Origin of the sequence: Cytobacillus oceanisediminis 2691, from assembly GCF_007678455.1 — a bacterium.
Taxonomy (GTDB): domain Bacteria; phylum Bacillota; class Bacilli; order Bacillales; family Cytobacillaceae; genus Mesobacillus; species Mesobacillus oceanisediminis_A.
The window spans coordinates 202650-225944 of the sequence record NZ_VEEP01000010.1; the positions used below are offsets into that span (position 1 = coordinate 202650).

Sequence of the window (23295 nt, forward strand, 5' to 3'; positions counted from 1 at the left end):
ATCTTATAATATATTTCCATACAACTGGATTATTGCTTTACTGAAGCAACTGTCTTCAATGCCTCGTCCAGGTTGCTGTAGATTACATTCCCAACAACGATGACATCGGCATGTGCAGCCATTTCCGCTGACTGCTGCGCCGTTTCGATCCCACCACCGTAAAAGAGGACGGTTTGATCGAGAACTTCTTTTGCAGCTTTTACATATTCAGGATTGCCGTACGTGCCGCTGTATTCCAAATAGAAAATTGGCAGGTTGAACATTTTTTCCGCCATCATCGCGTAGGCTTGTACATCTTCGACTGAAAGCTCGGTCTTCGCCTCGGTCAATCTGGCTGCCTTGCAATCCGGATTGAGGATGCAATAGCCTTCCATTTTTAGCTCGTCCCAATCCATCAGATCGCCATATTCCTTGACTGCTTTATGATGCAGCCCGATAATCCACTCCGGATTGCCGCTGTTCAGCACCGTCGGGATAAAATAAAAATCAAAACCCGGCGTAATCGAGTCGATTGTCGAAACCTCGAGAATGCACGGAACCGTATAGCGGCGGACGCGGGCCATTAAATCGAGGACGCCTTCTAGCGTGACTCCATCCGTTCCCCCAACCAGGATTGCGTCGGTTCCAGACTCGCAAATTCTTTCTAATTCTTCATCAGTGATCTCTTTATTTGGATCGAGTTTGAACACATGTCTCCACTCGCGAACATCGTACATCCCAGAATTGCCCCCATTCTATCTATCCATTCCACCATTATAGCATTTGTTGCCGGTATATAAAAAAGGAAACATAAGGTTGTTTGCGAGAAATCCGCAAGCGCTGACGCCAGGCTTTTTTCAAAGCGAAAAATAGATGAATGCTCCTAAATATGCGCAAAAAAGCGTCCCGCCTTCCGGAACGCTTTCAGCAATTTTTTACAAATCACGGTGTTCGTATTGCTCTTTGAACAATTTTGAAAAAACATAGAAACTGATTCCGCTCACAACCAATGCGAGATAAATAGGATCAAGCCCGAAGAAGCTGATGAACTCCTTTTCGCCAAGATAGACTGCGAGACTCCCAAGGAACAAGGACGCCAGGCTGCCTGCCGGGGTCGCTTTTTCCCAGACATGCCCGAGCACATAAGGAATGAACGCGCCTCCCGCTCTCAATGTAAAAGAGAACATTAATAGCGTGATAATATCCGAAACATTCCAGATTGCTGTCAGCAAGGCGAAGCCGGAAACCACATACATCGTGTAGCGGACCATTTTTAACAGCTTACCATCCGCTGCATCCTTGTTGATATATTGATGGTAAATATCATTTGTGAAAATGGATCCAGCCGCCAATAGATTACTAGATGCGCTCGACATCGTCGCCGAAATCAGTGCGGCGAACAGGATACCGGTCACGACATCCGGCAGCACCTCCATCGCCAACACTGGCAATGCGTACTGCGCACCTCTTTCCATCAGCATCGCCCCGTCAATCTGGCCGTTCTCGACCATTCCGTACATGAATAGACCGATCATCGCAGGGATGAATGCGAACAGCACGTAGACGAAAGAAGTAATATAGGAAGCTTGCTTCGCTGCCTTGCCGTCCTTGGCGGAATAATAGCGCTGGACCGCCTCCTGGCCAACCGTGAAGGAAGCGATATACATAACGACCAGTGCAAGAATCGTCCCCCAGCCAGCACCATCCACGAGACTCCACTTCGCATCCGGTATATTGGCCGTCACTTGCTCGAAACCACCGCCTGCCTGAAGCGTGAATGGAATGATCAGCCCCATCCCGACGATGATGAAGATCCACTGGACCACATCGGTGTAAACAACACTGTACATGCCGCCCATCACACTATATAACGTAACAACAACGGTGACGATGATGACAGAAACAGTGTAGCTCCAGCCGGTCATGACTGACAGGATCGTCGCCGATGCGATGAACTGAACCGCCGTCAGACCGACCATCGGCAGCAGCATGATAATGGATGTTACCAGTGAAATCGCTTTCCCGTACCGCCTGCGAAAGTATTCAGGTACCGTTTTTACAGCAGCTTCCCGCAGCATAGGCGCGAGGAACGCCAGCACGACGAAGGCAATCGCCATTGTGATGACATACCAGACTGCCGACAGCCCCCAATCTCCATAAGCTTTTTCAACCACCCCGAGTGACGACCCGCCGCCAACCTCAGTCGCTGCAAGGCTTCCCGCCAGCAGCCACGGACCCATCTTACGGCCCGCAACCAAAAAGTCCTCATTATCATTGATTTTTTTCGAAGATATGTACCCAATCATGATCATAATACCTAAATAAATAATCACAATCGCAATGACCGTCAAGCTTGCCCCCATCAACTCACTCCAAAGTTTATATTTTACCTACCCCCTACCCTTTTAAAATAACTGGTAACCTGGTTTATTGGCGATTTTAGATTTTTATTGGCGATTTCACCCTGTTTTTTGGCGATTTTTCATTTTTTTGGCGAAAATACCTGCTTTTTTGGCGATAATCAGATTTTATTGGCGAACTGGAAAATAACCTGGTTTTTTTCCATCTTATTTAGCGACAATTTCTTTATATAGCGAAAAATCCATTTTTATAGCGACTTTCTGATTTTTATAGCGAAAAGTTCATTTATATAGCGACTTTTTCATTTTTATAGCGAATTGGGAATTATCCGTAGTTTTTACCAATTTACCAGCCAGCCCCAAAAAAAGAACAGAACCAGATCTGGTTCCGTCCCATGTCATAAACTAATTCGCTTTTTCAGCATTTTCCTGTTCTTTCAATCTTTCGAGCGCCATTTCGTAGGCGTCGTTTCCATAGTTCAGGCAGCGCTTGACACGGGAAATCGTTGCCGTGCTTGCGCCTGTTTCTGTTTCGATTTTATGGTAGGTCTTGCCTTCGCGAAGCATGCGGGCTACTTCAAGACGCTGTGCGAGTGACTGGATTTCATTCACCGTTGCCAGGTCATCGAAGAATCGGTACGCTTCATCAAGGTCCTTCAGCGATAAAATCGCCTTGAACAATTGGTCTAGTTCCTTGCCTCTTAATTTATCAATTTGCATATATTCTACCCCTTAATTCACTCAGAATTTTATTGTTGAGAGTCGAATGAGACATCGCTGATTGATGGGACAATGTTGATCCATGTTTTCCCGGGAACGAAACCAGCTTTTGCTCCATCCTTATAAGGGACGATCCTGCCAGCTTCATTTTTCCATTGTATCTCATTCACTTTGCCTTTTTGGAACAAATATCCCTTGCCGCCGGAATTCATGTCGATTACCCTGCGCCCGGCATCATCAACGATCTTGTGGTTCATTTGCACGACAAGGACGTTGTCGAGCAGAACAGATTCCTTCGATTCAAGGTCAACTGTTTCTTCGCTTCCATTGAAACGGTGATATTTCTGCTTGTCAGCATCATACTCGTAAATTACATCGAACGACGGCGAACCATAGGATACCATGAAATCTTCCGCCGAAGTTCCCTCCAGCCGATCGGCTTCCTCACCGCTCAAGAATACAGCAGGTTCAGGAGCTTTGTCCATTCCGTAGCCTTTCATTTCCGCACCCTTCACGATATTCTTATAAGTGATATACGAATTATGAGGTGCCTTACGGAAATCAGCACGCTTGAACAATGTTCCGTCATATTGCATTCCGTTGATGTTATCAATTTCGCCGTGTTCAAGCATTTCCTTTGCGTCAGGACTATATCCATGGGCGACGAAGAAGCTGTTAAACCCGGATGCCAGCCCGATGAAGTATTCACGCGCACTGCGGACCGGTCCAATCTTTTCAGGCTTCTCGCTCTGGAAAATCGCCACGAATCTTGTTACGTCGCCTTCAGCCAGAACTTCGTGAACAACGTCTGCTTTATTAAGCCCAGATTGCGGTCTTGCTTTCGGGTGGTTATTGACAACCACTGCTACTGCCCTATCTGAGGATTCCTCTTTGGTGCCCACTCCAGTAAGCGGAAATTGGAACTGAAACTCTTCTGTTACCTTTCCAACCGTTTCCACTTCTTTTTCTTTATGTTCTTTAACTGATTCTTTTTTCTCTGTCTCTTTACTGCTGCACCCGCCCGCAAGCACGATTGCCGCAACCAGCACAGCGATCCATGTTTTTCTCATTTTCGCCACCCCTTGAACCTAGTTCATTCATGGCTGTCTATCTCTAGATGCACTTTTATATTTTAACGCATTATCGTTGGAAAGAGTACCGTTTTTTTCATCACGTCATAGATGCCCTGCTGGGTGATGCGGATGTATGGCAAGTGCGTTGATGAGAAGAATAGCAGGGAATAGATCGGATCAGCAAATTTGTAACCCTTATCCTTCAGATATTCCAGTAAATGCTTTTCCTCCGCCATCAGCTCCGTCACAGGATGGCTCGACATGATCCCCTGAAGTCTCAGCGGGATTTCCCTGACAGGAACCCCATTTTCACAGGCAACAATTCCGCCTCCAAGCTCTTTCATCCTGTTAAAAGCAGCCATCATATCCTGTTTGTTTTTACCGATTAAGATGATGTCACCGGTATTTGAAAACGAGCTCGCAAGCCCCTGCAAACCAGTGGCGAAGCCCTTTAGGACTGTATTGATGCGCCAGTTTCCATGGCGGTCGATCAGAGTGAAAAAACATTCATCATGTTTTGAGGACAATTGATCTTCAGACACATCGATCGAGATGGAATAAGGTTTCGTGATCACCGAATTCTCCATCTTGATTCCAAATGGCATTGAAAACTGCAGATCGTCCATCGTTAAATCCCAGTCCATTTTTAGCGGGGCGAAACCCATCTCGGGCCAATTCAATTCTTTCGCTGCATCAATTGCCTCACCATCGCGCTTTACCCACTGGCCCTTCGCCAGCACTGAAACAGGAGTCGGATTCAGTTCATCGCTCAGGATATTGATATTCGCGATTCGTCCGGTGGCGATGTTCCCATGCAGATGCTCGAAATTATAATAACGCGCCACATTGATTGTCGCCATATTGTAGGCATCAATAACCGGTACGCCATGATCGATGGCAATCCGGATCAATTCATCAATGACACCATTTTCATAAAACGCCGTCGATGCCCCGTCCGTTGTCATCATAAACCGGTCATACACTGCGATGTCCAGCTCATGGATTTCATCAAGCAGCTTCGGTAAATCAGGACGGATTGAGGAATGCCGCAGTGACACCATATATCCCTGCATCAACCTTCTTCTGACTTCCTCGCCTGTCATCGCCTCATGGTCGCAATCCGCGCCGAACAGCATCATTTTTGCCAGTGTTTTCTCTGATGCACCCGGGAAATGCCCTTCGATTTTCTTGTGCAGCCGCTTCGTTTCCTGCATCCAATGAAGGATCATGTCATCGCCATTCATCAGCTTCGGCCAGCAAGTCAACTCACCGCCCTGGACAACATTCTCATGCTCAAGCCATGACCTGACATTGCTGTTGGAGAATACCTCCTCCTCATGCTGGATTTCCGTCTGAGCGTCAAAACGGCTCCACCAGTACATGGTGACCGGGTTGTCATTCAGCTCATTGATAAAAGAAAACGCTTTCTTTTTACCCAATTGTAAAGCAAGCACCATATTATCATTGATCAGTGTCGTCGTCCCCGTCTGTGATGCATAGGCAGCGAAAGAATGGGGATTATAAAGTTGAAATGGGTGGGCGTGAGGTTCAATATAACCTGGCACCAGCTTCATTCCGGTGCAATCCACTATTTCGCACCGCTTCGTGTTTTCCGGCAGGTTTTCACCAACATACACAATCCTGTCATTGTAAATCCATATGTTCGCAGTCATCCACTTGCGGAATGTCTGGTTCAAATACGTTGCATTTTTCAATAAGATCGTCGGTGAAAGGGTGCCGTCCAAAACAGCAGCATGGTTGCGCAATTGTTTGTTTTTCCATCGATAACGTTGTTCCATACCATGTTCCCCTTTTCTCTATGTTAGGCTCTGTTATACTTGGCTGTTGATTTTCGTTCCAGGCGCTTCGCTTTCCGCGAGGCCGGCGCTGAGCCTCCTCGTCGCAAGCTCCTGCGGGGTCTCACCTCCCGGCTGATCCCGCAGGACACTGAAATGCTTCTGCGAATTGACCCACGCACGAGGAAATTGCGTTAGCATTTTCCGAGGAGTCTACGCGCCTTCCACTACAATCAACAGGGTGATTAAACAAGATGTGGATTGAACAGAGCCTTATATTTAAATTCAAATTCTTTACCAAAAAGAAAGCCCTTACATTATTGTACTATCGTAACATATTTCACTGTTTAACGCATTAAAGAATTTCAAAATTATTGTAAATAGCTGTATAAAGGAGCGATGGAAAATGAAGGTGCGTCCGAATATCGGTATCATCAATGCACTTGTGAGAATTACGGCGGGGTTGACGATCCTGGCATGGTCGACTTCCAAAATGGTGAAGCGTCCTTGGAAGGATTCCTACCTTTTCATTGCGATGTTTGGCGCGATGAAAGTCGGGGAAGGAATCGTCCGCTACTGTCCGCTCACTGCTGCCTATGAAAAAGGCCAGGACATGATGGAGCAAAAGAATTCTGAGGATGAGGACTCTGAGGGATGGATCCAGTATAACCCTAGTTGATTGTTGTATGGTTCAAAGCAATAAATTAAAGCCCCCAGACCCGGGGGCTTCCAAAAAGGAGATGATTCAATGTTCTGGGAATATATCATGGACGTCAGCTTCGTCTGGATTGCACTGATCGGAAGCATCATTGCCCTGCTTCTTGTCTATATTAAGGGTTCTAGCAAGAGACGTGCCCGATAGCCCTGCTGCCGATATCCTTGCGATAAAAGGTTTCCGGGCAGTCCAGCTTTTCGAGCTCAGCATATACTTTTTGCTGCGCTTCCTTTAGCGAGTCCGCTTTTGCACCGACAAGCAGCACCCTGCCGCCGTTTGTCACGAACTTACCCTGGACGTTTTTCGCCGTGCCTGCATGGAAAACATCTGACATGCTCTCAATGCCTTTGAGTTCAGCCCCTTTTCCATACTCCTCCGGATAGCCATTGGCCGCGACCACTACGCCGACCATCGCTTCCTTATGCCATTCAATTTCAGGTTTGCGCCCTTCAAGCAGTTCGAGGATCACCTCGACCAAATCCGATTTCATCCTCGGCAGGATCACCTGTGTTTCTGGGTCGCCGAATCTTGCATTGAATTCAATCACTTTTGGACCTTCTGCCGTCTCGATCAGCCCGGCATACAGAATACCTGTAAAGCTCCGGCCTTCCATTTCCATTGCGATTGCAGCAGGAATGAGGATTTTCTGCACCGCTTCTTCGATCGAATCCTTTTTGATATGCGGTACCGGGGAGTACGCTCCCATGCCGCCGGTGTTAGGCCCCTTGTCGCCATCGAATGCACGCTTATGGTCCTGGGCGATTTCAAGCGGGATCACAGTTTCTCCGTTCACGAACGCCATCAGCGAAAACTCTTCCCCAGGTAAAAATTGCTCCATGACCACGCTTGCGGAGGCTTCGCCAAATTTGCCGTCAAGCAACATTTCCTGCAGCGCCTGTTCCGCTTGCTGCATCGTCATCGCCACAACAACACCTTTTCCCGCTGCCAGTCCGTCCGCTTTGATGACAATCGGAGCTCCTACCTTCGCAAGATAATCCCTTGCCTCGGCATAGTCCGTGAATGTCTCGTAAGCAGCAGTAGGAATGCCGTACTTTTTCATCAAGTCCTTTGCAAACGATTTGCTGCCCTCGATGATCGCTGCGGCTTTTCTGGGACCAAAAACTTTGAGTCCCTCTTCGATGAAAATATCAGCCAGCCCTTCCAGCAAGGGAACCTCCGGACCGATGATTGTCAGCCCGATTTGCTGCTCCTTCGCAAATGAAACAAGACCCTCTGTATCCATTTCGTTTATCGAGACCAATTTCGCGCAATCCTCCATACCCGGATTGCCCGGGGCCATTAAAACCTCTGTAACCAGCGGACTCTCACTGACCTTCTTGCAAATCGCATGCTCCCGGCCGCCTTTGCCAACCACCAGAACCTTCATAACTCGCACCCCCGTTAATTTCAGAACTGCTTTTTTCTGACCTGAATCCTGTCAATTCACACAAAATTAATGCCTGAAATGTCTTACACCGGTAAACACCATTGCAATACCGTATTCATCGGCCTTTTTAATTGAATCCTCGTCACGGACTGATCCACCCGGCTGAATGATGGCAGTGATCCCTGCTTTAGCCGCTGCTTCGACAGTGTCATCCATCGGGAAGAACGCATCAGATGCAAGCGCCGCTCCCTCCGCTTTCGAACCAGCCTGTTCAAGTGCGATTTTTGCAGCTCCGACACGGTTCATCTGCCCGGCACCGATCCCCAGTGTCATATCCTTATCGGTTACGACTATTGCGTTCGACTTAACATGCTTGACAACCTTCCAGCCCAGCTTAAGCGCTTCCCACTCAGCATCCGTTGGTTCGCGTTTCGTCGGCACAGAAATATCAGCGTTTTCGAATCCAAATGCATCCTGCTCCTGGACAAGCAAGCCGCCCTCGATTGAGGAAAGGGTATTTTCCCCCGCTCCATTGCCATCGAATGATACCTTCAATAAGCGAAGGTTCTTTTTCGCCGTCAAAATCTCAAGAGCTTCGTCGCTAAAAGAAGGCGCAATGATGATTTCCAGGAAGATTTCATACAGCTTGCGTGCCGTCTCTCCATCGACCTCGCGATTCAGCGCGATGATGCCGCCAAAGATTGAGACAGGATCCGCTTCAAACGCTTTTCCAAAAGCATCAAAAATATCTTTTCCAGTGCCGACACCACATGGGTTCATATGCTTGACTGCAACCGCAGCAGGCTCAGAGAATTCTTTTACAATCTGCAAAGCCGCATTGGCATCATTGATATTATTGTAAGATAGCTCTTTCCCATGAAGCTGTTCAGCAGCCGCAACCGAAAATGCTGAACCAAGCGGCTTCTGATAAAAAGCAGCTTTCTGATGTGGGTTCTCGCCATATCGAAGGCTTTGCTTCAACTCGTAAGTAACCGTCATTTTTTCCGGCTGTTCCACGCCTGCGAGATTCGTCATGTATTCTGCAATCAGCGCATCGTAGGCAGCCGTATGGCGGAACACCTTCGCTGCAAGGGTGCGGCGGGTTTCCAGAGTGGTTTCATTGTTATTTTTGTATTCTTCGATCACCTGCTGGTAGTTGGCAGGATCGACGAGCACGGTTATGTATTGATGGTTTTTCGCTGAGGCGCGCAGCATAGCCGGACCGCCAATATCGATATTCTCTATCGCATCTTCCGGTGTCACGTCTGGCTTTGAAATGGTTTCTTTGAAAGGATACAAGTTGACGCAGACAAGTTCGATTTTTCCAATTTCATTCTCAGACAGCTGAGCCTGATGGGAGGGATCATCATACTTTGCCAGCAATCCGCCATGTATTTTTGGATGGAGAGTCTTGACGCGCCCTTCAAGGATTTCAGGGAATCCGGTTACGTCGCTGATGCCGATGACAGGAACTCCGCCTTCTTTCAAGGCATTCTTCGTACCGCCGGTCGAGATGATTTCAAATCCAAGCTCAACAAGCTCCTTTGCTAATTCAACAATTCCTTCTTTATTCGAAACACTGATCAGTGCACGCTTTTTTCCCATTGTACTGCCTCCTCTTTTCCGTTCAGCAGCTCCTCCAGAACTTCTGGATATAAGCTGTGTTCGATCCGCTGTATTTTCTTCTGGAGTGACTCGTGTGTCTCACCAGCAATGATGTTCACTGCCGCACTTGCAATGACCGGGCCTGTATCCATCCCTTCATCAACATAGTGAATCGTCACTCCCGTTGTCTTGACTCCCGCTGCCAGCGCCTGGCCGATTGCATCCTTTCCGGGAAAGGCAGGCAGCAGCGACGGGTGGATATTGATGATTTTTCCTTCGTACGCATTCAGCAATGTCGGCCCAATCAGGCGCATATAGCCTGCAAGAACGATCAGGTCTACCTCCAGGCTGGTTAGTTTTTGTAAAATTTCTTCCTCATATGCTTCCTTGGATGGATAACTCTTCGGGCTGATGACCAGGGCAGGAATCCCCAGCATTTCAGCACGGTCAACTGCAAACGCACCCGGCTTGTCGCATACAAGCAGGCTGATTTCAGCATTCAGGATTCCAGACTGGGCAGCAACCGCAATCGCCTGGAAATTGCTCCCGCTTCCAGATGCAAACACCGCGATTTTCTTCATACTGCTTCACCAGCCGTTTTTATCTGGATTCCTTCAGAAACAGTGACTGTCCCAATCACCGAAGCTCGCTCACCATTTTCGTTGAAAAACTCAACAAGTTTTGGTGCGATTTTCGGATCAACAGCCACTACCATGCCAATACCCATATTAAAAGTATTATACATGTCCTGGCGGTCAAGTTGGGCTAATGATTCCAGTGTCAGGAACACCTGAGGTATTTCCCAGCTGCCTTCTTCTATCTGAGAGCCAAGTCCTTCCGGCAGCATCCTCGGGATGTTTTCAATAAAGCCGCCTCCTGTGACGTGGGCAAGCCCTTTAAGTTCGAATTGCTTCATAGCGGCAAGTACTGATTTTACATAAATGCGGGTCGGCTTCAGCAGCTCTTCACCAAGTGTACAGCCGAACTCCTCCACATGTCGGTCAAGCTTCCAGCCGGCCTGCTCAAGAAACACTTTGCGAACAAGCGAGTATCCATTGCTGTGAATCCCGCTTGAAGCCAGCCCGATCAGCACGTCGCCTTCCTTGATTTGCTGGCCTGTAATGATATCAGCTTTTTCACAGGCCCCCACCGAAAAACCAGCCAAATCGTATTCTTCCGGAGAGTACATTCCTGGCATTTCCGCAGTTTCCCCGCCTACGAGGGCGCAGCCTGCCTGCTCGCAGCCATCGGCAATTCCTTTGACAATCGCTTCGATTTTCTCAGGCTGGGCTTTGCCGCAAGCAATGTAATCAAGGAAGTAGAGTGGTTCTGCTCCCTGGACAACGATGTCGTTCACGCACATCGCGACCGCATCAATGCCAATTGTATCATGGCGGTCCATCATGAAAGCCAGCATCAGCTTTGTGCCGACACCATCCGTACCTGAAACGAGTACCGGTTCTTTCAGTCCGAGACTGGAAAGGTCGAACATCCCCCCGAATCCGCCCAGCGCCCCGAACACACCCGGCCTGACCGTCCGATTCACATGCTTTTTGATCCGTTCGACCGCTTCATACCCGGCCTCTATATCCACACCAGCCTGCTTATACGCATTTGCCATGTTCACTACCTCCGATTTGGCTGTTTTTCTTCATATATCATCCGTAAATTCCTGATTATCTCTTACATTTTAAATATGCCTTTAGGGGAATTACACCTTTATCCTTATAATGGAAACTTTTCATCAGCACTTCTGCCCGGCAGGTACTGCCTGCGGATAGATTTCCGTCGGATACTTACCTGTAAAACAAGCCAGGCACTGGCCTCTCGTTTCGCCAGGTTCATTGCGTCCGATTGCCTCCAGCATGCCCTCGACACTTAAAAACGTCAGCGAGTCCGCGCCAATCAACTCACGAATCTCTTCGACGGAATGTTCAGAAGCAATCAGCTCTTCGCGAGTAGATGTGTCGATCCCGTAAAAGCACGGGTTCTGGATCGGCGGCGAGCTGATGACGACATGGACCGCAGTGGCACCGGCATCCTTAAGCATTTTCACGATCCGGCGGCTTGTTGTGCCGCGCACGATCGAGTCATCCACCATGATGACACGCTTGCCTTCAACAATCCCGCGCACCGGCGAAAGCTTCATTTTCACACCCTGCTCCCTTAAGCTTTGGGAAGGCTGGATGAATGTCCGGCCGACATAACGGTTCTTGATCAAGCCCATTTCATACGGAATGCCTGATTCCTCAGCATAGCCGATGGCCGCAGAAATACTTGAATCAGGTACACCTGTGACAACATCAGCCTCAATCGGTACTTCTTTTGCCAGCTGCTTGCCGAGATTCTTGCGGGCAGCATGGACGTTGATGCCGTGAATATTGCTGTCTGGGCGGGAAAAATAAATATATTCCATCGTGCAGATTGCCGTTGAGGAGCTCATTGAATACATCTCAGAATGAAGGCCGTCTGCATCGATCACGAGCAGCTCTCCAGGAAGGATGTCCCTGATAAACTCTGCCCCGACGATATCGAACGCACAAGTCTCAGACGCAACCACATACGCTTCGCCAAGTCTGCCCAATGACAAAGGTCGCAGCCCATGTGGGTCCAGCGCGACCATGAATTCTGTCTCGGTCATGATTAAAAAGGCGTAAGCACCCTTCAGCATCGGCAAGGCATTTTTCACACGATCCCTCAGCTGGCTGAAGCCGCCGCGCTTGACCAAATGTGCCAGCACCTCAGTGTCTGAGCTTGTCTGGAAGATGCTGCCCTGTGCCTCAAGCTGATTTCTTAACGCATCGGCATTAACAAGATTGCCGTTATGTGCAAGGGCCAGGCCGCCGCTCTGTGATTGGAACAGCAGCGGCTGAACATTCTCGTAGCCGCCTCCTCCTGCAGTCGCATAGCGCACATGGCCGATGGCGCCGACACCCTGTAGATCTTCCATGGCATCTGCTGTAAAAATTTCCGTAACAAGACCTTCGCCTTTCCGGCCCTTAAGCTGCTGGCCGTCACTGACAACGATGCCTGTGCCTTCCTGGCCGCGATGCTGCAGGCTATGGAGGCCGTAGTAAGTAATTTGTGCTGCCTCTGGATGTCCCCAGATACCAAAAACGCCGCATTCCTCATTCAAGCCTTTTAATTCAGCAAGCATGGGATGGCTCCTTTCCAGGCCTTTTTCAGCCCCTCTGCATCTTGATTGATCACATTCTCACCGTTGACATCAACTTTTAAGACTGGCGTTTCAACGACTTTCCCGATCAGCACTGCGTCTGTTAAACTTTCAAACTCAATTTGGTTCTCAGGTTTTACCGATAAAATGAAGCGGGATTGCGATTCGCTGAACAATGCTGATACTGCGTTGCCTTCGAGTTCAACAGCTGCTCCGAGCCCCTTGCTTCCGATTACGGATTCAGCAAGTGCAACTGCTGCGCCGCCCTCGGCAACATCATGAGCAGAGGCAACAAGGCCATTTTTAATCACTGTTAAAACTTGCGCTTGATAGCTAGCTTCCACTTCCAAATCGAGCTCAGGCGCCTTGCCGAAAATCTTGCCATACACAAGCTTCTGCAGCTCACTGCCGCCAAACTCGTCCTTCGTGTCTCCCAACAAATAAATCAAATCGCCGGCATTTTTAAAATGCTGAGTCGTTACATGCTTTAAATTTTCAACCAGACCAACCATGCCGACCACTGGTGTCGGATAGACAGCCGTTCCATTCGTTTCGTTATACAAACTCACGTTTCCGCCGATGACAGGCGTGCTTAATGTCCGGCACGCTTCACTCATGCCATCGACCGCTTTTTCAAACTGCCAGAAAATCTCTGGCTTCTCCGGATTTCCGAAATTCAGGCAATCCGTGATCGCCAAGGGCTCGCCGCCAGAGCAGACGATGTTGCGCGCCGCTTCCGCAACAGCAATCTTCCCGCCCGTTTCCGGATCAAGATAGATATACCGAGAGTTACAGTCCGTCGTCATCGCCAGACCTTTTTCCGTACCGCGGATTCTGACGACAGCAGCATCAGACCCAGGCGAAACGACCGTACTTGTGCGTACCATATGGTCATACTGATCATAAACCCACTCTTTGCTTGCAATGGTCGGCTGCTGAAGCAGCTGCAAAAGAGTAGTTTCATAGTTTTCTACATTAGGAATTTTGTTGTCCATTGCCTGGAACTCACGGAAATACGCAGGTTCGCTGGAAGGCTTGTAATAGACAGGCGCCTCTTCAGCCAGTGCATCCGCAGGAACATCCGCAACCACTTCCCCTTTATGTAAAAGGCGAAGCATCTTGTCATCCGTTACTTTTCCGATTGCAACGGCTTCAAGCTCATACTTTGAAAAAAGATCGATGATTTCCTGCTCACGGCCTTTTTCCACGACGATCAGCATACGCTCCTGGGACTCAGACAGCATCATTTCATAAGCTGTCATGCCTGTTTCACGCTGCGGCACAAGGTCAAGATTCATCTCGATCCCAGAGCCCGCCTTGCTCGCCATCTCAGCAGAAGAACTTGTCAAACCGGCTGCGCCCATGTCCTGGATGCCGACAAGCGCGTCATTTTTCACAAGCTCAAGGCAAGCTTCCAACAGCAATTTTTCCATGAAAGGATCGCCGACCTGTACGGCAGGACGCTTTTCTTCTGACGCCTCATTCAATTCCTCGGACGCGAATGTCGCACCGTGAATACCGTCACGGCCAGTCTTAGCGCCAACGTACATGACGGTATTTCCAACGCCATGCGCCTGGCCTTTTTTAATGTCCTCATGGTTGATCAAACCGACGCACATTGCGTTAACAAGCGGATTTCCCTCATAAGCACCATCAAACTGAACCTCGCCGCCAACCGTCGGAATGCCGATGCAGTTCCCGTAACCGGCAATACCGGCAACAACTTGTTCAAACAAATATTTCACCCGTGGCGATTCTAACTCGCCAAAACGGAGGGAATTCAATAATGCAATTGGCCTTGCTCCCATCGAAAATACATCGCGGATGATTCCGCCAACACCCGTAGCAGCACCCTGGTATGGCTCGATTGCTGAAGGGTGATTATGGCTCTCGATTTTGAAAACGACCGCCTGGCCATCCCCAATATCCACGATCCCTGCACCCTCGCCCGGCCCCTGAAGCACGCGTTCACCAGTGACAGGGAACTTTTTCAGGACGGGCTTGGAGTTCTTGTAGCTGCAATGCTCTGACCACATAACCGAGAACAAACCGGTCTCTGTATAGTTAGGAGTACGTCCAAGGATCTTTTCGGCAGAAGCAAACTCGCTGTCCGACAGTCCCATTTCTCGATAGATTTTTTCCTGTTTAATTTGCTCTGGACTTGGTTCAAGCATTAACCGCATTTGCTTCCCTCCATTGTTTGACGATCGATTTGAAAAGCTTCAGGCCGTCCGCTCCGCCAAGCAGTTCATCGACTGCACGCTCCGGATGCGGCATCATCCCGAGGACGTTTCCTCGTTCATTGATGATCCCGGCAATATTCCCAAGGCTTCCGTTCGGGTTCTCGCCTTCGTATGTGAACACGATTTGATTGTTTGCCTTCAAATTAGCCAGCGTCTCTTCATCGCAATAATAATTGCCTTCACCATGTGCAACCGGAACCGTGATGATCTCGCCTTTTTCATAGCCAGCTGAAAACATTGTTTCGTTATTCTCCACCTTCAGCTCGACCTGCTTGCAGATGAACTTCAGGCTGTCATTTCTGCGCATTGCACCTGGAAGAAGGCCTGCTTCCAGCAAAATCTGAAATCCGTTGCAGACGCCAAGTACAGGCTTTCCGGCTTCGGCCGCTTTGACAACTTCCTTCATCACATTGCTGAACTGCGCAATCGCGCCTGATCTCAAGTAATCTCCATATGAGAAACCGCCAGGCAAAAGCACAGCATCATAGTCTTCAAGGCTTTCAGCATCATGCCAGACATATTCTGCTTCTTCGCCAAGCTCATCTTTTACCGCATGGTACATGTCGATGTCACAGTTTGAACCCGGAAAAACGATCACCGCAAATTTCACTGTGCAACAACCTCCTCGACTTCATACCTGTAATCCTCAATCACCGGATTCGCCAGCAGGCGCTCGCACATTTCCTTAACAGCGCCGTCAACATCCTTTACACTCTCATCCAAAGTAAGTTCCATATACTTGCCGATTCGGACATCCTGGATGCCTTCGTAACCATGAGTCGCAAGCGATTTTTTAACAGCCGTCCCCTGTGGATCCAAAACACTTTCCCTTAACGTGACATACACCTTCACTTTATACATGCAATTGTCCTCCCAATCTCGTTAAAATGGTTTCATAAGCATCAGTAAGATTTCCTAAGTCGCGGCGGAACACATCTTTGTCTAGCTTTTGTTGCGTCTCCATATCCCAGAGGCGGCATGTATCAGGCGAAATCTCATCCGCCAGCAGGATCTTCCCGTCAGTATCCTTGCCGAACTCTAGCTTAAAATCTATTAATCTCACACCTATTTCAGCGAAAAATCCGCCAAGCACTTCATTAATTTTCAAAGCCGCCGCCTTCAGTTCAGCCACTTCTTCTGCAGCTGCCAAATTCAGCACATCAATATGTTCATCGGTAATCAGCGGGTCGCCAAGCGCATCATCCTTCAGGTAAAACTCAACGATTGGCCTTGAAAGCTTTTTGCCTTCCTCAACGCCAAGGCGCTTTGAAAAACTGCCCGCAGCGAAATTCCTGACAACCACTTCGAGCGGGATGATCTGTACACGCTTCACCAGCTGCTCATTCTCGGAAATTTTCTCGATAAAATGCGATTGGATACCAGCTTTGCCAAGCTTTGAGAATAATAGACTCGTAATCTCGTTATTCAGCCTGCCCTTGCCGACAATCTCTGCCTTTTTCTCGCCATTAAATGCCGTCGCAGAATCCTTGTATTGAACCCTTACTACATCCTCTTGATCTGTCGCGTAAATCCGCTTCGCTTTCCCTTCGTATAACAGCTCTTCCATTTCAACGCCCTCCGATTGAGATAATTGGCAATCTTCAGTCTCCTAGAGATAAAAGAAGGGCAAGAAACCTTGCCCTTTTGTATTAAAGTCCCAGTCTTTCAAAAATCATATCCACATGCTTGATATGGTAGTTGTAATCAAAGCAGTCATCGATTTCTGCTTCACTCAGCAGTCCGGCAATCTTTTCATCCTGTTCGATCAGGCTGCGGAACTGCACCTGCTTTTCCCATGCTTCCATCGCGCGAGGCTGGACCGTATCATATGCTTCTTCACGCGACATCCCTTTGTCGATCAAAGCAAGCAGCACACGCTGGGAGTAAATCAAGCCAAGTGTCCGATCCATATTACGCTTCATGTTCTCCGGATACACCGTCAGGTTCTTGACGATATTTCCAAAGCGATTCAGCATATAATTCAAAGCAATCGTTGCGTCGGGTAAAATAATTCTCTCAGCAGATGAATGTGAGATATCGCGCTCATGCCACAGTGGCACATTCTCATAAGCTGTCGTCATGTATCCGCGGATGACCCTCGCCATCCCAGTCATGTTTTCAGAGCCAATCGGGTTGCGCTTATGCGGCATGGCCGAAGAACCCTTCTGTCCTTTCGCAAAGAACTCCTCAACTTCACGAGTTTCACTTTTTTGCAAGCCGCGGATTTCCACCGCAAATTTTTCAATTGAAGTCGCAATCAATGCCAGCGTCGACATGTAAAAAGCATGGCGGTCACGCTGCAAGGTTTGAGTGGAAATCGGTGCCGGCTGCAGCCCTAATTTTTCACAGACATACGATTCAACGAATGGATCGATATTCGCGTATGTTCCAACCGCACCGGAAATCTTTCCGAATTCTACGTCGCTGGAAGCCATTTTGAATCGCTCAAGATTGCGCTTCATTTCCTCAAGCCATAGCGCCAGCTTCAAGCCAAAAGTCGTCGGTTCAGCATGGACACCATGCGTACGTCCCATCATCACTGTGTATTTATGTTCTTTAGCCTTATTCGCCAAAATCTCAACAAAGTTCTCAATATCCTTCAGCAAAATCGCATTCGCCTGTTTAAGCACATACGATAATGCTGTATCGACCACATCCGTCGAAGTCAGGCCATAATGCACCCATTTACGTTCCTCTCCAAGCGTTTCAGATACTGCTCTTGTAAAAGCAACGACATCATGGCGTGTCTCTTCCTCGATTTCCTTGATCCGGTTAATATCAAATGAAGCATTTTCCCTGAGCTTCTTCACATCTTCTTTAGGAATCTCGCCAAGCTCTGCCCATGCTTCACATGCGAGGATCTCGACCTCAAGCCACGCTTTGAAGCGATTCTCCTCCGTCCAGATTGCTCCCATTTCCGGTCTTGTATAACGATCTATCATTTCTTTTGTCCTCCGATCATTTCTGCTGCGCCTTCCCAGATGCCGCTTTGCTCTGCTTCCTCCAGCGCCCTCTCTACTGTCTCTCGTAAAAGGGTCACATGCCCCATTTTCCGCTTATGCTTTGCTTCTTTTTTGCCATACAAGTGAATCTTCCAATCCTGCACTTCAGCGATTTTATCCAGCAATGGCTGCTGGTGCTCACCCAGGATATTCACCATCACAGCAGGCTTAAGCAAGTTCGTGCTGCCCAGTGGCCAGCCACAGACTGCCCTGACATGCTGCTCAAACTGAGACGTCTCACAGGCCTCGATTGTATAATGTCCAGAGTTATGCGGCCGCGGTGCCAGTTCATTTATGTAAAGCTCATCATTCGCTCCTAAAAACATCTCGACTGCCAGCGTCCCGATTAAACCTAACGCCTCGGCAATCTGCTTTGCAGCTCCTATTGCCTTTGCTTCAGCCTGCAAGCTGATTCTCGCCGGCACAATGGTTTGATGCAGGATATTTTCCTTATGGATATTTTCCCCGACTGGAAAAACAGCAGTCTCACCGTTCGTCCCGCGAGTAATGATCACAGAGATTTCTTTTTCAAACGGAATCCATTTTTCCAGTACACACGAGCCCTGGCTGACCAGTGTTTCCGCCAAAGGGATGTCTTCAACAGACCTGATGACCAGCTGCCCTTTGCCATCATAACCGCCACGTGCCGTCTTCAATACTGCCGGCAAACCTAGCTCCTCAACACCATTCCTGACATCTTCCACGCTTGTCACCGCCACATAGGGAGCCACTCTCACCCCGGCTGCCTCGATATGGCGCTTCTCTTCTATCCTGTCCTGAGTGACCCGAAGCAATTCGGTCCCCTGCGGCACATAAGCGTATTTATTTAACCATTCAAGAGCATTCGCATCAATGTTCTCAAACTCGTACGTGATGACATCACTTTGTTCAGATAGCTGCTTTATTTTTTCAAGATCATCATAGCTGCCGACAATCTGCTCGTCAGCTACCTGGCCGCATGGGCAATCATCGGTCGGGTCAAGCACAATCACCCTGAAACCCATCGCTTTTGCCGACAGTGCCATCATCTTGCCAAGCTGCCCGCCGCCAATGATTCCGATCGTCTCTCCTGGTAAAATCAATTTAGACAAGCTCATCACTGCTTTCCATCACTGACATTTTTGTTTCTTCACGTAATCGCGCCAGCATTTCTGCTACTTTACCATCAAATGCACCTAAAATCTGAGCAGCGAGCAATCCTGCGTTCGTTGCCCCAGCTTTTCCGATCGCCACCGTCGCAACCGGTACGCCGCCAGGCATCTGGACAATCGATAACAATGAATCCAAGCCGTTGAGCGCTCTCGACTGTACAGGCACGCCGATAACCGGAAGCGTCGTTTTCGCTGCAACCATCCCCGGCAAATGAGCTGCTCCGCCCGCTCCGGCGATGATGACTTTAATTCCTTCATTTCTAGCATTTTCGGCAAACTCAAACATTAAATCCGGTGTCCGATGAGCGGAAACTACCTTCTTTATATAAGAAATCTCTAAGCGATCCAGCATGTCACACGCATGCTTCATCGTTTCCCAATCCGACTTGCTCCCCATAATAACTGCAACGGTCATATACCTAAACCTCCCTTTGGAGTTTTAAAAACAAAAAACCCGGATAGACTGCTTCCTCTGATAGAAGAGAAAGTAGTCCGTCCGGGTGCAAACGCAAAGAAACCCACAAGTAAATGTGATTTCTTTTCCCTTCACTTTAAAAAACTACTTTCCCTCATAGTCCGGCGATTTACGGTTACCGGGTAGAGACTCATGGGCCATATCCCCATTATTATACGAGGGAGTAACTGATTTCACTTTCGACAACTACATCTTAACAACCATTTAGACTTTTTGTCAATCAATAATCGAACGTTAAATAATTTCCATTTTAAATCGTTCGTGTTTAGGACTTTAAATAACTAACGCACTTTAGCTTTCAATCAGCTTTGCTTCAAAGATAATCTGCCTTCCAGCAGGCTCATATTCAACGGTGCCATTCTTTTCTACTTCCTTGAAAATCGGCTTTTCCATCCTGCGAACAGGGGCAAATCCGTCCTTTTTCATTCTATTTAGGCAATCATCGATTGATTCATGCTCGCCGACTTCATACATCTGTTTCTTTTTTACCTTGCTCATGAGAACAGCTTTCCTTTCCGAACTGATTTTACCCAGAACCCGCCATGAATCGCTTTCGGTTCATACGCAATGATGAAAGCCTTTGGATCCAGCTCCTTGATTGTCTGGTAAAGCTTTAATTCATATTTCCTCGGAGTCAGAATCTGCATAGCCATCCGGTTACCCTCAAGCCCGTGAGCGGCCCAGTCTGTCACACCATACCCCTGATCCCGTAATGCTTTAGGAAGATCTCGATCATATTCCTTTGTAATGACATTTATCGTAATATATCCAAGCGCCAGCTTCTCTTCAATTTTCATCCCGACGATGACACCAATACCATAGCCCACAGCATAGGCAACCAGGTTCTGAATCTGATTCAAATTCTCAAGTACCAGCCCGAGTCCGACTACATAAATCACAACTTCGATCATGCTCAGACCTGCAGCCAGATAACGTTGTCCCTTCAACGTCAGGATCATCCTGATTGTAAAAAAAGACACATACACAATATTGATGATTAAGATGATGGCAACCATGACAAAACTATTCTCCAGCATTCAATAACCCCTCCAGACATCTCATCTAATAAGCCTTAATGTTCGCATTAATCAAATCACTTGTAAAGCAACTTGCAGAATAACGAGAGAAAAGATTTCTTATTTTAAGGTTTCCTCAAGCACAGCATTTGAAACTATTTGAAAATTATTTTTATAAATCTTTTCCACAATTGACACGGCAATGAACAAGCCATAAAAAAACCATCAGGCCAGCATCCGTTCCAGGAAGGGCTTGATGGTTTTCCTTTATATTTTAAATCGGCTAACTGTATCTTTTAACGTTTCTGCCATTGTAGACAAGTTATTGGCTGATGCTGTTATTTCCTCCATGGAAGCTAATTGTTCCTCAGCTGAAGCCGCGACATTTTGAGTATGGACAGAAGAATCTTTTGAGACCGTCGAGACCTCATTCACGGTTGCGGAGATTTCCTCTGTGCTCGCAGACATTTGTTCCGCAGTGGCTGCCATCTCTTCGATCCGCGCACTCATATTTTCCATGGAATGAAGGATTTCCTGGAAGCTCTTTTGGGTCCCTTCAACAATTCCCAGGCCGCTTAATACTTCTTTTTTTACAGTCTCAATCGAATCATTGGACTGCTCCATATCCATTTGTATCTGTCCGATCAAATCGGAAATTTGGGAAGAGGATTTCTGTGATTGTTCAGCCAGCTTCCTGACCTCTGCCGCAACAACGGCAAATCCTTTGCCATGTTCCCCTGCCCTCGCTGCTTCAATGGCCGCATTCAAGGCGAGCAAATTGGTCTGGTCTGCAATCTCTGTAATCACCTTAGAGATATTGTCGATTTCCCTGGACCTTTCATTCAGCAGATTGAAAACTTCTCCTGTTTCTTCTACAGAAGCATGGATCATATTCATTTGACTTGCAGTTTCCTCGACAAACGCCCCACCCTGTTTGGCATGGTCACTTGCTTCTGAACTTGACTCAGCAATCAATGAGGAAGTTTCCGCAATCTCTGCCACTCCCCTTGCCAGTTCCTCCAACGCCCTTGCACTCTCTTCTACCCCTTGTGTTTGTGTGTCAGAACCGCTGGCAACCTGCTGGATCGCTTCTGTTATTTGCTCGGTCGCCCTGCTTGTCTGTTCAGCACCTGCAGTCAGCTGTTCAGACGAAGCGGCAACCTGTTCTGAAGTTTCAAGCACATCATGCAACATAGTGCTCAAGTTTTCTTTCATGTGATTATAGCTATCCGCAAGGTCACTAAGCTCATCTCCACTCCGGTCTTCAACAACAGCCGTGAAGTCCCCGGCTCCTGCTTTGACCATGGCTGCCGATATAGCATTAAGCCTTCTTCTTAAATTCCGGGTAAACCAATAGATTCCTATAAATGCGATGATTAATACGATTGCAATCTGGATTAAAAATTTCGTCATAAAAGAACTCAGAATTTGAACGATGATCTTTTCTGAAGCACCAACGTAAAGAATTCCAATCGCCTTGCCATTCTGATCAATTATCGGTTTATAAGCCGATTGATACGAGTGCCCCGCCACATTAGCTTCACCGTAATAAGGCTTCCCCTGCTTCAGGACTACTTCAGCAACCTCTTCTGAAACAGTCGTTCCCACAGCTCGCTTTCCTTCCAGCATGACGTTTGTGGCAATTCGGGTGTTTTCCTGAAAAATGGTGACTGTATCTCCTGTATCCTTGCCAATTTTGTCAACGAGCTCGAAGTTTTCATTAAAAACCTGGTTTCCCTTATACAGCTTTCCATTTTTAATTTCCCACTCACCAGGGAATTTATTGTTGATATACCCTTCACTTAATGCCAGGTCGCCCTTTGCTTTCTCCACTGCAAAAGATTTGATCCCCATCGTCACTTCCCTGTTCACGATGACACCAATGATCACAGAAAGCACCAGCACAGTGCCCAACACGATTAAATTAATTTTTGTCCCTAATTTCAATTTAAGACCAGACTTGTTTCTACTCAAAATAATTGTTCCCCCCATTGAAGTAAACCGACTCTTTATTGTTTGTAACGATAGAAACATTAAATACTCAGGTTATATCGGAAGATTTCTGTGATTGTTAATTATCTCAGGGGGGATTTCATTAATTCGACAAAATAAAGATGTGACAGGGATAAACAGCCTTATTGCGCGGTCTTTCTAGTGATTGTCACAAGCTGTTTTTCATACGTTTTACTGGAAAAAATTCTAGTTTTTTTCCAGACCGCGGAATTACATGGGAAATTCGCGGAATCAGTCTTGTTTTTCGTGGAATCTGATACTAGTTTGACGGAATGTGATACTGGAGTTCAATCGCCGCTGTAAAGCTTCTCGCTTGTATTGCTTGAGCTTCCCGGCATATTTAGGTTAATTGAGGTACAGACCATTTTTTTAGCTCTGTGGTTTTGTTCGAGAATGCTCAGGGTTCAAACAGCTTCATAGTTTCCCCTTCCATTCTGTAAGGATTCTCTCTGCAGAGTTAGTATTTCTCACACAAAAAAAGAACAGCCATTATGACTGTTCTTTTTAGTGCCCGGCGGCGTCCTACTCTCACAGGGGGAAACCCCCAACTACCATCGGCGCTGAGAAGCTTAACTTCCGTGTTCG

Annotated in this window: 22 protein-coding genes, 1 rRNA gene and 1 riboswitch; of the genes, 2 read left to right on the top strand and 21 right to left on the bottom strand. The window is 47.7% G+C overall.

The window, feature by feature from the left end; translation table 11 throughout:
- Nucleotides 1–29: 29 nt before the first annotated feature.
- From pcrB to FS736_RS19515, 5 genes are all read right to left on the bottom strand, one after another.
- The gene (pcrB, locus tag FS736_RS19495; protein ID WP_144480429.1) at nucleotides 30–716 is read right to left on the bottom strand and encodes a heptaprenylglyceryl phosphate synthase; all 687 of its coding nucleotides are present in this window, start codon (nucleotides 714–716) and stop codon (nucleotides 30–32) included.
- Between the two features lie 198 nt (nucleotides 717–914).
- Nucleotides 915–2342 (bottom strand): sodium:solute symporter family protein, encoded by a 1428-nt coding sequence (locus FS736_RS19500; RefSeq protein ID WP_144480431.1) that lies wholly within the window; start codon nucleotides 2340–2342, stop codon nucleotides 915–917.
- Between the two features lie 402 nt (nucleotides 2343–2744).
- The gene (locus FS736_RS19505; RefSeq protein ID WP_144480433.1) at nucleotides 2745–3059 is read right to left on the bottom strand and encodes a YerC/YecD family TrpR-related protein; all 315 of its coding nucleotides are present in this window, start codon (nucleotides 3057–3059) and stop codon (nucleotides 2745–2747) included.
- Between the two features lie 29 nt (nucleotides 3060–3088).
- Nucleotides 3089–4129: a DUF3048 domain-containing protein gene (locus FS736_RS19510; RefSeq protein WP_144480435.1), complete on the bottom strand. Its 1041-nt coding sequence runs from the start codon at nucleotides 4127–4129 to the stop codon at nucleotides 3089–3091.
- 62 nt (nucleotides 4130–4191) lie between these two features.
- Nucleotides 4192–5931: an adenine deaminase C-terminal domain-containing protein gene (locus tag FS736_RS19515; protein WP_144480437.1), complete on the bottom strand. Its 1740-nt coding sequence runs from the start codon at nucleotides 5929–5931 to the stop codon at nucleotides 4192–4194.
- Nucleotides 5932–6334: 403 nt separating this feature from the next.
- On the opposite strand from FS736_RS19515, the gene FS736_RS19520 reads away from it, so the two are divergent.
- Together FS736_RS19520 and FS736_RS25510 are read left to right on the top strand one after the other, a co-directional pair.
- Nucleotides 6335–6607, top strand: a complete 273-nt coding sequence (locus FS736_RS19520; RefSeq protein ID WP_144480439.1) for a YgaP family membrane protein — start codon at nucleotides 6335–6337, stop codon at nucleotides 6605–6607.
- A 69-nt stretch (nucleotides 6608–6676) separates the two neighbouring features.
- A complete protein-coding gene (locus FS736_RS25510) occupies nucleotides 6677–6790 on the top strand; it encodes an EYxxD motif small membrane protein (RefSeq protein WP_349654834.1) in 114 nt (37 codons plus the stop codon).
- Here FS736_RS25510 and purD read toward each other — a convergent pair.
- The 16 genes from purD to rrf form a co-directional block, all read right to left on the bottom strand.
- The gene (purD, locus tag FS736_RS19525) at nucleotides 6768–8030 is read right to left on the bottom strand and encodes a phosphoribosylamine--glycine ligase (RefSeq protein WP_144480441.1); all 1263 of its coding nucleotides are present in this window, start codon (nucleotides 8028–8030) and stop codon (nucleotides 6768–6770) included. The genes FS736_RS25510 and purD overlap by 23 nt on opposite strands.
- A gap of 66 nt (nucleotides 8031–8096) precedes the next feature.
- Complete coding sequence (gene purH, locus FS736_RS19530; RefSeq protein WP_144480443.1) at nucleotides 8097–9635, bottom strand: bifunctional phosphoribosylaminoimidazolecarboxamide formyltransferase/IMP cyclohydrolase; 1539 nt, start codon at nucleotides 9633–9635, stop codon at nucleotides 8097–8099.
- Complete coding sequence (gene purN / locus FS736_RS19535; RefSeq protein ID WP_144480445.1) at nucleotides 9614–10216, bottom strand: phosphoribosylglycinamide formyltransferase; 603 nt, start codon at nucleotides 10214–10216, stop codon at nucleotides 9614–9616. The genes purH and purN overlap by 22 nt, the downstream gene beginning before the upstream one ends.
- The gene (purM, locus tag FS736_RS19540; protein WP_144480447.1) at nucleotides 10213–11256 is read right to left on the bottom strand and encodes a phosphoribosylformylglycinamidine cyclo-ligase; all 1044 of its coding nucleotides are present in this window, start codon (nucleotides 11254–11256) and stop codon (nucleotides 10213–10215) included. The genes purN and purM overlap by 4 nt, the downstream gene beginning before the upstream one ends.
- A 123-nt stretch (nucleotides 11257–11379) precedes the next feature.
- Nucleotides 11380–12792 (bottom strand): amidophosphoribosyltransferase, encoded by a 1413-nt coding sequence (gene purF / locus FS736_RS19545; protein WP_144480449.1) that lies wholly within the window; start codon nucleotides 12790–12792, stop codon nucleotides 11380–11382.
- Nucleotides 12777–14993, bottom strand: a complete 2217-nt coding sequence (gene purL / locus FS736_RS19550) for a phosphoribosylformylglycinamidine synthase subunit PurL (protein ID WP_144480451.1) — start codon at nucleotides 14991–14993, stop codon at nucleotides 12777–12779. Before purL ends, purF begins: the two co-directional genes overlap by 16 nt.
- Entirely contained in the window at nucleotides 14977–15663 is a 687-nt protein-coding gene (gene purQ / locus FS736_RS19555; protein WP_144480453.1) for a phosphoribosylformylglycinamidine synthase subunit PurQ, read from the bottom strand. The genes purL and purQ overlap by 17 nt, the downstream gene beginning before the upstream one ends.
- Nucleotides 15660–15914 (bottom strand): phosphoribosylformylglycinamidine synthase subunit PurS, encoded by a 255-nt coding sequence (purS, locus tag FS736_RS19560; RefSeq protein ID WP_144480455.1) that lies wholly within the window; start codon nucleotides 15912–15914, stop codon nucleotides 15660–15662. The genes purQ and purS overlap by 4 nt, the downstream gene beginning before the upstream one ends.
- Nucleotides 15907–16620, bottom strand: a complete 714-nt coding sequence (purC, locus tag FS736_RS19565; RefSeq protein WP_144480457.1) for a phosphoribosylaminoimidazolesuccinocarboxamide synthase — start codon at nucleotides 16618–16620, stop codon at nucleotides 15907–15909. Before purC ends, purS begins: the two co-directional genes overlap by 8 nt.
- Nucleotides 16621–16702: 82 nt before the next feature.
- On the bottom strand, nucleotides 16703–17995 hold the full coding sequence (gene purB, locus FS736_RS19570) for an adenylosuccinate lyase (RefSeq protein WP_144480459.1): 1293 nt from the start codon (nucleotides 17993–17995) through the stop codon (nucleotides 16703–16705).
- Nucleotides 17992–19152, bottom strand: a complete 1161-nt coding sequence (gene purK / locus FS736_RS19575) for a 5-(carboxyamino)imidazole ribonucleotide synthase (protein WP_144480461.1) — start codon at nucleotides 19150–19152, stop codon at nucleotides 17992–17994. Before purK ends, purB begins: the two co-directional genes overlap by 4 nt.
- Nucleotides 19139–19621 carry a 5-(carboxyamino)imidazole ribonucleotide mutase gene (gene purE / locus FS736_RS19580; RefSeq protein WP_144480463.1) on the bottom strand — a complete coding sequence of 161 codons (483 nt, stop codon included), beginning with the start codon at nucleotides 19619–19621 and terminating at the stop codon, nucleotides 19139–19141. The genes purK and purE overlap by 14 nt, the downstream gene beginning before the upstream one ends.
- A gap of 137 nt (nucleotides 19622–19758) precedes the next feature.
- Nucleotides 19759–19860, bottom strand: a riboswitch (purine riboswitch).
- Between the two features lie 112 nt (nucleotides 19861–19972).
- Nucleotides 19973–20179, bottom strand: coding sequence for an NETI motif-containing protein (locus FS736_RS19585; RefSeq protein ID WP_144480465.1), 207 nt, complete (start codon nucleotides 20177–20179; stop codon nucleotides 19973–19975).
- Entirely contained in the window at nucleotides 20176–20718 is a 543-nt protein-coding gene (locus FS736_RS19590; protein ID WP_144480467.1) for a DUF2179 domain-containing protein, read from the bottom strand. The genes FS736_RS19585 and FS736_RS19590 overlap by 4 nt, the downstream gene beginning before the upstream one ends.
- 246 nt (nucleotides 20719–20964) lie before the next feature.
- Nucleotides 20965–22671, bottom strand: coding sequence for a methyl-accepting chemotaxis protein (locus FS736_RS19595; protein WP_260983662.1), 1707 nt, complete (start codon nucleotides 22669–22671; stop codon nucleotides 20965–20967).
- 548 nt (nucleotides 22672–23219) lie between these two features.
- Nucleotides 23220–23295: ribosomal RNA gene (gene rrf / locus FS736_RS25740) — 5S ribosomal RNA — on the bottom strand; the annotation flags it as partial.

Coding starts and splice junctions, on each gene's coding strand:
- purL (WP_144480451.1), bottom strand. CDS start 14,993: ATGCGGTTAATGCTTGAACCAAGTCCAGAGCAAATTAAACAGGAAAAA.
- FS736_RS19590 (WP_144480467.1), bottom strand. CDS start 20,718: ATGCTGGAGAATAGTTTTGTCATGGTTGCCATCATCTTAATCATCAAT.
- FS736_RS19585 (WP_144480465.1), bottom strand. CDS start 20,179: ATGAGCAAGGTAAAAAAGAAACAGATGTATGAAGTCGGCGAGCATGAA.
- purH (WP_144480443.1), bottom strand. CDS start 9,635: ATGGGAAAAAAGCGTGCACTGATCAGTGTTTCGAATAAAGAAGGAATT.
- purB (WP_144480459.1), bottom strand. CDS start 17,995: ATGATAGATCGTTATACAAGACCGGAAATGGGAGCAATCTGGACGGAG.
- purD (WP_144480441.1), bottom strand. CDS start 8,030: ATGAAGGTTCTGGTGGTTGGCAAAGGCGGCCGGGAGCATGCGATTTGC.
- FS736_RS19505 (WP_144480433.1), bottom strand. CDS start 3,059: ATGCAAATTGATAAATTAAGAGGCAAGGAACTAGACCAATTGTTCAAG.
- purK (WP_144480461.1), bottom strand. CDS start 19,152: ATGAGCTTGTCTAAATTGATTTTACCAGGAGAGACGATCGGAATCATT.
- purF (WP_144480449.1), bottom strand. CDS start 12,792: ATGCTTGCTGAATTAAAAGGCTTGAATGAGGAATGCGGCGTTTTTGGT.
- purC (WP_144480457.1), bottom strand. CDS start 16,620: ATGGAAGAGCTGTTATACGAAGGGAAAGCGAAGCGGATTTACGCGACA.
- FS736_RS25510 (WP_349654834.1), top strand. CDS start 6,677: ATGTTCTGGGAATATATCATGGACGTCAGCTTCGTCTGGATTGCACTG.
- purE (WP_144480463.1), bottom strand. CDS start 19,621: ATGACCGTTGCAGTTATTATGGGGAGCAAGTCGGATTGGGAAACGATG.
- purS (WP_144480455.1), bottom strand. CDS start 15,914: ATGTATAAAGTGAAGGTGTATGTCACGTTAAGGGAAAGTGTTTTGGAT.
- purM (WP_144480447.1), bottom strand. CDS start 11,256: ATGGCAAATGCGTATAAGCAGGCTGGTGTGGATATAGAGGCCGGGTAT.
- FS736_RS19510 (WP_144480435.1), bottom strand. CDS start 4,129: ATGAGAAAAACATGGATCGCTGTGCTGGTTGCGGCAATCGTGCTTGCG.
- FS736_RS19500 (WP_144480431.1), bottom strand. CDS start 2,342: ATGGGGGCAAGCTTGACGGTCATTGCGATTGTGATTATTTATTTAGGT.
- purN (WP_144480445.1), bottom strand. CDS start 10,216: ATGAAGAAAATCGCGGTGTTTGCATCTGGAAGCGGGAGCAATTTCCAG.
- pcrB (WP_144480429.1), bottom strand. CDS start 716: ATGTACGATGTTCGCGAGTGGAGACATGTGTTCAAACTCGATCCAAAT.
- FS736_RS19520 (WP_144480439.1), top strand. CDS start 6,335: ATGAAGGTGCGTCCGAATATCGGTATCATCAATGCACTTGTGAGAATT.
- FS736_RS19515 (WP_144480437.1), bottom strand. CDS start 5,931: ATGGAACAACGTTATCGATGGAAAAACAAACAATTGCGCAACCATGCT.